Source organism: Cellulomonas sp. P4_A2, from assembly GCF_056402515.1.
In genome coordinates this window covers 1-5,041 of record NZ_JBFUHG010000034.1, presented here as the reverse complement: position 1 = coordinate 5,041, position 5,041 = coordinate 1, and the positions used below count along the sequence as shown (strand labels likewise).

Annotated in this window: 4 protein-coding genes; 2 read left to right on the top strand and 2 right to left on the bottom strand. The window is 66.4% G+C overall.

Annotation, left to right across the window (positions count from 1 at the left end):
- The first annotated feature begins 385 nt into the window (after positions 1-385).
- Positions 386-2,224: a ricin-type beta-trefoil lectin domain protein gene (locus AC1DUE_RS19850; RefSeq protein WP_477041136.1), complete on the top strand. Its 1,839-nt coding sequence runs from the start codon at positions 386-388 to the stop codon at positions 2,222-2,224.
- 227 nt (positions 2,225-2,451) lie between these two features.
- On the opposite strand, the gene AC1DUE_RS19845 is transcribed toward AC1DUE_RS19850, so the two are convergent.
- Together AC1DUE_RS19845 and AC1DUE_RS19840 are read right to left on the bottom strand one after the other, a co-directional pair.
- Entirely contained in the window at positions 2,452-3,387 is a 936-nt protein-coding gene (locus tag AC1DUE_RS19845; RefSeq protein WP_477041135.1) for an aldose epimerase family protein, read from the bottom strand.
- Positions 3,388-3,431: 44 nt separating this feature from the next.
- Positions 3,432-4,508 carry a LacI family DNA-binding transcriptional regulator gene (locus AC1DUE_RS19840; protein ID WP_477041134.1) on the bottom strand — a complete coding sequence of 359 codons (1,077 nt, stop codon included), beginning with the start codon at positions 4,506-4,508 and terminating at the stop codon, positions 3,432-3,434.
- Positions 4,509-4,623: 115 nt separating this feature from the next.
- Here AC1DUE_RS19840 and AC1DUE_RS19835 point away from each other — a divergent pair.
- On the top strand, positions 4,624-5,041 hold a 418-nt coding region (locus AC1DUE_RS19835; protein WP_477041133.1), incomplete at its 3' end, for a substrate-binding domain-containing protein.

The following is a 5,041-nucleotide window of genomic DNA, read 5'->3' as shown; positions in this document are numbered from 1 at the left end:
GCGTGAGTGCCTGCACGGTCATGTCACCTGGCCTTCCCGCGCAGGTCGACGGGCGTCGACTCGCTCAGCCGAAGCATCCCCGATGGATCGAGCAGCAGACCGTGTGCGGGGCTTCGCCACCCGCCCGAGACGCCTTCGTTCGATGCATCTTCCTCAACCGGCCCCTCCCTCCGGTCCTCTCCCGTATCGCCCGCCGATGCTCGGCGGCGACGGCCTATTGGCGACGATCGTGACTTCTGAGTTCAACTTCGCCGTTCTCTCCGGTTCGGGCTGTTGGGAAGTCTTGCGAGCCAGAAAGTAGACCCGCATGCGACAAATCCAGTCCCGTCTCCTTCGTCTTCTCTGTGCCGCCATGACGGCTGTCGCTGTCCTTGCGTCCGGGGTCGTGGCGGTCGCGATCGCCACTCCGGCGTATGCCGGCAGTGCTGGCGACTACCCGGAGTTCCCCTATGCGCCGACGGATTACAACGAGCCGTTCAGGGGACAGTTCCACTTCAGCTCTCAAGGTGGCTGGATGAACGACATCAACGCACCGTTGTTCTACAACGGTCAGTACCACCTCTTCTACCAGCACAACCCGCACGGCCTTGGCTGGGACACCATGCACTGGGGCCATGCGGTGAGCAAGGACCTGGTGCACTGGACGCAGAAGCCCATCGCCCTCGAGCCCGGGGTGCACAACGCCACGCTGTGGTCCGGTGGCGGCTGGGTCGACCAGAACAACGTGACTGGCCTCAAGAGCGGTTCGGACGCCCCGATCCTCCTGTTCACCAATACGGGAGGCGTTTCCATCGCTTACAGCACGGACGGGGGAAACCGCTTCCAGATGTACAACGGCGGCGCGAAGGTCATTTCGACCCCGTATGAGAGTCGTGACCCGAAGGTCTTCTGGGACGCGGCGAGCAACCGGTGGGGCATGGTGTTCTGGGGCAACGACAACGGCAACGCCGCGAAGTTCTACAGCTCGACGAACCTGCTTGACTGGACGTACCGCGGCGAGTACCGATCGCCGTGGATCTTCGAGTGCCCGGACATGTTCCAGCTGCCGGTCGACGGCAACACCGGGGTGTTGCGGTGGGTCCTGACCGATGCTTCCGGCGAGTACGTCGTTGGCACTCTCAACAGCAACGGCGTCTTCGTCCCCGACTCGGGCTGGAACAACCCCCAGAGGATGGATGAGGGTCGGGGAGCCTTCGACGGATCCTTCTACGCCGGCCAGACCTTCACCAACATGCCGACCAACCGTGTGGTCCAGATGTACTGGCAGCCAGGGAACCGGGGATCGACCTGGACCGGCAACGCCTCGTTCCCGGCGGAGCTCGGGCTTCGAACGTTCCCCGAGGGCCTGCGCGTCACACGGCAGCCGGTCGACGAGATTTCGACGATCCGTAGCGGTACCCAGACATGGGGGTCCCGGGCGATCACGCCGAACGATTCGAGCGACCCGCTGAACGGTGTCAACGCCGACGCCTACGAGCTCATAGCCGAGTGGGACCTGGCCGGGGCGACGGCCAGCGAGTTCGGGTTCAGGCTCCACCAGCGTCCGGACGGCTCGAGCGATCGGACTATTGCGTACAACCGTGGGCTCCAGCAGTTGGAGTTCAAGCCACTCGTTCCGGTCAACAACAAGATCCGCATGCGGATCTTGGTAGACCGCGGCCAGGTTGAGGCGTTCGGCAACGACGGGAAGCTGTCCTACACCGAGAACGTCAACTTCAACTCGGCACCGGACAGCCTGGGCATTGCTGCATATGCCGCCGGTGGGAACGTGACTCTGGTGTCCTTGACCTTCAACCGGCTGGACAAGGCGTGGACGACGGGATCCGGCGGTACGCCGGAGACCCCTGGGGCTGGCGAGATGCACTGGAACGGAACCAACAAGTGCATCGACAAGGCTCCGGGCGCGAACGGCGCCGCAGTGCGCCTGTGGGACTGCTCCAACGCAGCCAACCAGCGGTGGACGCACAACGCGAATGGATCGCTCGGGAACGGTGATGTCTGCCTCGACCAGCCCTCAGAGAACATCGGGAACGGTGCTTCGCTCCAGGTGTGGGCTTGCAACGACTCTCCGCAGCAGAGATGGACACGCGCAGGAAACACGTACCGAAACGCGTGGTCTGGTAGATGCATCGATCTCCCGGCCGGCAACGCAATCAACGGGCAACGGCTCCAGGTCTGGGACTGCGTCGGCGGACCCAACCAGTCGTGGGGCTCGCCCGCGTGAGGAGGTCAGGTGGGCGGGCCGGCCCCCAACCCTTGCCGCGAACGGTGTCCGCACCGACCTGCCGTGCGAACGCGGCATTGCCACCCGGCGAAGAGGGGGTGAGGTCTGCATCCGTTCGCTGACAGCTGGGCACGTCGTCGCGAGGCGAAGTGAGTCGACGTCGGCGGTCAACCGCCGACCGTGATCACCGCGGCCCCGAGCGTTGAGCTCGGGGCCGCGGTGCATCGTCAGAGTGTCGTTTCCGTGACGGTGGTGGTGCAGGCGAAGCGCCGCGCAGCCCCCGGCTCGAGACGGATCGCCGCCGCACAGTCGACTCTGCCGAACGCGTTCGTCATCACCTCCACCGGCTCGATCGCGATGGACGCACGACGGTCCCGTGCGAGGGTGTCGCCCGTGAAGACGTGCACCAGCCCTCTTTCCTGGCACAGGCTGATGCACACGCCCGAGTCGGGATCCGAGAGCATCGTGCGGGCCATGCCGTCGTCGTCCGCTCGAAGGCCCGCGAAGGCGGTGTCGAGAACGGCGTCGCCGATCGGCTCCCAGCGGGCGCCGTCCCGGGCCTCGTACGCGGCATCACCGGGTAGGGGGACGAGTCTCCCGTCGGACCGGATCGCGACCTGGGCGGGGAGCGTCAGGTTCAGACCGTCGACCACCGGGCGCCCCGGAAGGCGGAAGTACGGGTGCCAGCCGGCGACGAAAGGTGCCGCGACGTCGCCGACGTTCCTGCCGGTCACTGCCATCTCCAAGCTGTCTGGCGTGAGGCGGTACGAGACCTCGACCACCACTCGGAACGGATACCCGATCGCCTGGCCCGCACTGAGCGCGTCGCACCGCAGAACGGCCATCGCCTCGTTCTCGCCTTGCTGCTGCTCCACCACGGTGAAGGGCTCTGTGCGGACGAGGCCGTGGTAGATCGTGCGATCCTGCGAGCCGGGCAGTAGATCGTGCGTGACGCCGTCAAACGTGTACCGACCGTCCGCAACGCGGTTGCAGAACGGTGCCATCACCCCGTTGCGGACGCCGTCCTGGGCATGCAGCTCATGCGTGTCGCGGTAGCCGTCGAGTACGTCGGCGATCTCACCCAGCAACGGAAGGGTCCAGCGCAGCGGGGTGGCGCCGAGTGTCGAGACGTCCAGGGTCGCGCTGCCGGCGACGAGCGTCACGACCTCGGGGGTCGGTTCCCTGGTCCTTCCTGAGTTCGACGCGCTCACGGTCGCCGCTCCGCCGGGTCTGGCCGTCCTCGGCGCGGAGGGATCTCCCCGGACCCACGGACGATCAGCTGCGTCGGCAGCACGAACTCCCGAGGCGCCGAGGTGTCCCCCTCCAGGCGCGCGAAGACTCTCTCCGCTGCGGTCCGCCCGATGCTTGTCGCGTCCTGCGCTACGACGGTCACGCCTGGGTCCATCAGGTCTGCCAGATTGAAGTCGTCGAAGCCGACGACCGCAACGTCGTGCTGAAGGCCGAGCGACTGCAGGGCGCGGAAGGCACCGATGGTGACGAGGTTCTGACTCGTGAAGAGTGCAGTAGGAGCGTCGACTTCGCCGAGAAGCCGGTGTACCGCCGCGAAGGCGGCGTCGATGTCGTGCAGGCCGTCGTGGATGAGCCGGTCGTCAGTCGTCACCATCGCTCGAAGGTAACCTTCCCGGCGCTGGCGTGCGGTCGCGATCGAGGGCAGGTCCCCGAGATACGCGATGCGTCGATGTCCTGCCTGCAGCAGATGGTTCGTCGCGCCCCTCGCTCCGGCGACGTTGTCCACGAGGACACTGTCGACCTCGATGCCCACCGGTGGCCTGTCCACCATGACGACGGGCGTTCCGGCCTCGAGCTCGGGTTCGAGGTAGCGCTGGTCGGCTCCGCACGCAGAGATGATCAGGCCGTCCACTCGGCGGGACGAGAACGCCTCCACCAGGCGCCGCTCCCGCTCCGGCTGCTCGTCGGTACTCGCCGAGAACACCGCCACGCCGCGTTCCGCAGCGACGTCCTCGACCGCCCGATGGATCGCCGCGCAGAAGGGGTTGTCGACGCTCGCGAGGACCAACCCGATGCTCTTCGACCGGCCACCGGTGCGGCGCAGCGTGCCAGCGGCGAGGTCGGGGCGGAAGCTGAGCTCGATCGCGGCTCGCTTCACTCGCTCGACCATTGCCGGCGACACACCCGGCTCGTCATTGACGACCCGGGAGACGGTCTTGATCCCGACACCCGCGAGTTCCGCGACGTCGCGCATCGTCGCGCGCGGCTTGACGGAATCAGGGACAGTTCCACCGGAACTAGACAACGATGTCATGTCGTGACCATAGCGTGACCTCGCGCTTCTTGACCGCCTCCCCGCCTACGGGCGACTGTGTTCATGACAACGTTGTCATGCGGCTTCGGCCGCCCAGCCGGAGGAGTTCATCCCGATGAACACACGCACGATGCCTTCCCGCCGCCGCGCGGCCTCGAGTCTCGCCGTCCTTGCCGCAGCAGCCGCACTCACACTCGCCGCTTGCTCGAGCGATGGCGACGCCGATGGGACTTCCTCGCCCAGCGGCCAGGACGAGACGGTCTCTCTCTCGCTGATCGTCAAGACGACGAGCAACCCCTTCTTCATCGCCATGCAGAAGGGCGCTGAGGAAGCTGCTGAACAGCGGGACGTGGAGCTGACTTTTGCGGCTGGTCGCGAGGATGGCGATGAGGACACCCAGATCCAGGCCATCGAGAACGCCATCTCCCAGGGCCAGGACGGCATCCTGATCACCCCGAACGGCCCCGCTGTCGTCGACGCGATCGCGAAGGCCCGCGATGCCGGCCTGTTCGTCGCGATGCCGGCCTGTTCGT